Source organism: Pyrobaculum sp., assembly GCF_049971835.1.
GTDB lineage: Archaea > Thermoproteota > Thermoprotei > Thermoproteales > Thermoproteaceae > Pyrobaculum.
In genome coordinates, this window is the sequence record NZ_JBMFKV010000201.1 from 1 (window position 1) to 3,141 (window position 3,141).

The 3,141-nt window shown below is 56.7% G+C and carries 4 protein-coding genes; 2 read left to right on the top strand and 2 right to left on the bottom strand.

Annotated features, from left to right (window positions below):
* Positions 1–232 precede the first annotated feature (232 nt).
* Both ACP5J3_RS12290 and ACP5J3_RS12295 read right to left on the bottom strand, forming a co-directional pair.
* Positions 233–637, bottom strand: a complete 405-nt coding sequence (locus tag ACP5J3_RS12290) for a hypothetical protein (RefSeq protein WP_428495956.1) — start codon at positions 635–637, stop codon at positions 233–235.
* Between the two features lie 112 nt (positions 638–749).
* Complete coding sequence (locus tag ACP5J3_RS12295; protein ID WP_428495957.1) at positions 750–1,088, bottom strand: hypothetical protein; 339 nt, start codon at positions 1,086–1,088, stop codon at positions 750–752.
* A 128-nt stretch (positions 1,089–1,216) separates the two neighbouring features.
* Between ACP5J3_RS12295 and ACP5J3_RS12300 the strand changes: the two genes are divergently transcribed.
* Positions 1,217–2,086: a hypothetical protein gene (locus ACP5J3_RS12300; protein WP_428495958.1), complete on the top strand. Its 870-nt coding sequence runs from the start codon at positions 1,217–1,219 to the stop codon at positions 2,084–2,086.
* A gap of 51 nt (positions 2,087–2,137) precedes the next feature.
* Positions 2,138–2,965 carry a hypothetical protein gene (locus ACP5J3_RS12305; RefSeq protein WP_428495959.1) on the top strand — a complete coding sequence of 276 codons (828 nt, stop codon included), beginning with the start codon at positions 2,138–2,140 and terminating at the stop codon, positions 2,963–2,965.
* The last annotated feature ends 176 nt before the right edge of the window (positions 2,966–3,141 follow it).

The window sequence follows — 3,141 nt, forward strand, 5'->3', positions numbered from 1 at the left end:
TTCAGGCTCCCACCGGCGCTACCGGCCCCCGTCTATATCTACCTAGAGCCGCGCGCAGGTGGCGCGCCCGTGTCGGCCAGGATCTGGTCGTTTTCCTAGCTCTAGGGGGGCTGTAGTATTAAACACGTCCTAGGCACGGACACGGCGGTAGCCCGACGTCAGCCCGCGGGGTGGCGCACTTCGTGGGGGCCTTCTACTGTCTTGGCGGGCGCGCAGGACAGCCCGCTGTTGGCTAGAGGACCAAGACCCCGCCCGTAGTTGTGTATAGATGTGAAGTCTCTTTCAAGACGTCCCCCCTGTGCCACACCTCGATATCGGGGTTACCGTCGTATGTCTTTGGCAGGAGGCGTACCGAGGACGAGGTCTTCTTGTCTCCGCGTACTTCGCATACTGCAGTAGAAATACCCGCTACCGTAACTGTCTTGCTCCCATCTCCAGGTATGACTTCTTTGTGCTCTACCCAAAGCTTGTACTGCTCATATATTATGGTGGAGGAGCGTGGCGGAAGCTCCCTAGCGCTGAAGACGCGTGCGACGCTCTCGGCGCGCTCGATGTCGCGTTTGAGAATGGACTTGATCTTGTCACTCGCTTCTATTAGCATAAGGCTACCCTCTATGCCAAGCTTCATAGCCCTCACAGAACGGAAAGCAGAAAGAGGTATATAACGTACCCCTTCTACCCATATGCCAGAGGGCGCTTGTGAAATAGACCGCGTTCTATAAGGAGCAGGATCGAGGCTGGTATTGGGGCTAGTAGACAAAGACGAGCGCTACTCTGGAGCTAAAAACATCCCTCCACTTTTCTACAGTAGTAGAGATATAGATGTGTGTTTTAGACTCGGTTAGTATGGGATATTCCATTACGGAAACTAGCGTATCTTTTGCAGTGCTAGCATAGCACTCTCTGTTAACATGCAAGCCTGAGCCTATGCCAAACCGCCTGTCTTCCCACTCTAGGAAGATAGCAGGTTGCCAGCCCTCTACTACATATATTGGATAAACTTCAACCGCCCTGGAGGAACCTCCGCTCTCCAGGGCGGGGAGGAGGCTAGTAGGGAGGAGAGAGTATTCGGGCCTACTCTGTCTCATAAGGCACGAGAGTTGTCACTACTTAAAAAGTTAGTTCAGCCCGCCCTTCAGGACAGGGCCAGGTCTAAACACAGCTTCGCCTCCTCGTGTAGAGAGAACTTTTAAATATTCTCAATTTTGTGTTCTCTATGGATCAGCTGGAGGGGGTTACCGTCAAGGAGCACCCCGCCATGCCGTACGTGTACCTCCACAGGCAGTGGCAGAACCTGCTATACATGCTGGGCTTCTCCAAGTCGCCTGTGGTGGCCATAGGGCGCGAGTGCACCACGTGCCCGCGTGATGGCGTGTTCTACCTGCGGCTGGACAACACCGATCCCCACAGGGAGGACGTACACATAGCAGTGTCACACCAGTACGGGGAAGCCGCCGAGCGGTATATAACGATTGTAGACGAGACGAGGGAGAAGGTGAAGAAGATAGGCGACGAGCTCGTGGCGGGCAGGTTCAGAGAGTTCGCCGAGGGTTGCTCAAGGTACCTGCCAAGGGCCCTGTGCGACACGGTAGTGGGCAGGCTCAAGTCTGCCCTCAGGTCTGGTAGCAGAAAGGCGCTGAGGCAGGTCTCCGAGCTCTCCTACGTGTTCCCGCTACTGCACGTACAGATGTTCCTGAGCAGGGTCAAGGACGAGCTGTTGTGTATCAAGTTCTCGGACTTTGGCTACCTCTGTTACCAGTCTTCAAAGGAGAGGGGGATCGTGGAGGCCTCCGCCGTCGAAAAAGAGCTGACCAAGTTCCTAGACGCGATAGGGGCCGACTACGTCAAGCTAGAGGGCGCCGAGCTCGAAAAGTTTAGGCTGTTCAAGTGGCTCCGCGAGGCGTGCAGAAGGGAGCAACAGATGTGCGCGCTACTACTCCAGTTCTACATCCCACCCGCAGACTACGTGAAGTACACCGTAATGGGGCTCGTGTGCGTCGAGCACAGGGGCGAGGTGCTGTGCCCCGCCCCCAGAAACGTGGAGAACATAGTCACCATAGACAAATCGTTGCTCTCGCAACTCTGAGCCATGGACTCTTCTAGTGTAACTGTTTTAACTAGCCACAGTCTAGACAGTGTGGCACAAGTAGCTACAGGCCCCGCCCCTCAAGGCGGGGACTCAGCTTCTGGAGGGGGCGTACCTGTGTCGAACAGGGAGCTGATAGCCAGGCTAGTCGAGCAGCGCGGGTGTGTAACTGTTAAAGAAGTCGCGAGGGAGCTTAACATCTCATACTCTACGGCCTTCTACACGCTCAAGAGAATGCCCGTGGCGGTGCACGACTTTGGCAAGCTCGTGCTGTTCTGCTCGCCCCAAATCGGCGAACGGGCCATATTTCACGCGCTGAAGAGGATTGGCGTACCGCCCGACAAGTTCATCAACGAGTTGTGTACCAAGCTAGCTACGGTGAGGAGTAGAACTGTACAGTCGATAAAGCCTAGCAGGCTTGTGAGGGATATAACGGGGAGGCCCGTCAGGAATAACAGAACAGTTGTACTGGCACACGCGTTTGTAAAGTTGCTTGGCGACGCGGTGGCAGTATCGCGAGACGGGTTCGGGCGGTGGCGGTACGTGGTAGACGTGGAGAAGGCGCTCGACAGGCTACAGTGCGGCGCCAAGAGGGCCACGAGGCTGACAGTACGCGTGCCAGCTAGACTCGTGGCCGAGGCCGAGAAGGCCGCGGCGGGTAGCGGACAGAGGCTCCCAGACGCAGTCCACGCAGTCGTCGCCAGGCTCTACGCCCTGCTGAAAGACGGCGACTACGGGGGCGCGACCCAGGTCAACATCTACGTACACCAGGAGACTAAGGCGATGATCGACCAGCTAGTGCAGAAGGGCATATTCAGAGACAGGTCTGAGGCCGTGCGCCTGGCCCTGGCGCTAGTGGCGCGCAGAGTCTCGCTATGATCGCCCACGACGTGGAGATATGAGGGTGATTGCGTCGGCCACAAACCTCGCCCTTTGGGGCGTGGTAAAGCTTTTAACTGTGCTCAATTTGGACATGGTGGTTAGGCGCTCTGTGGCTGTGCCGCTTCTGCTGGACGCTAACCAGCTCCTCGACTTCCTAGAGCTGGAGAGGGGGT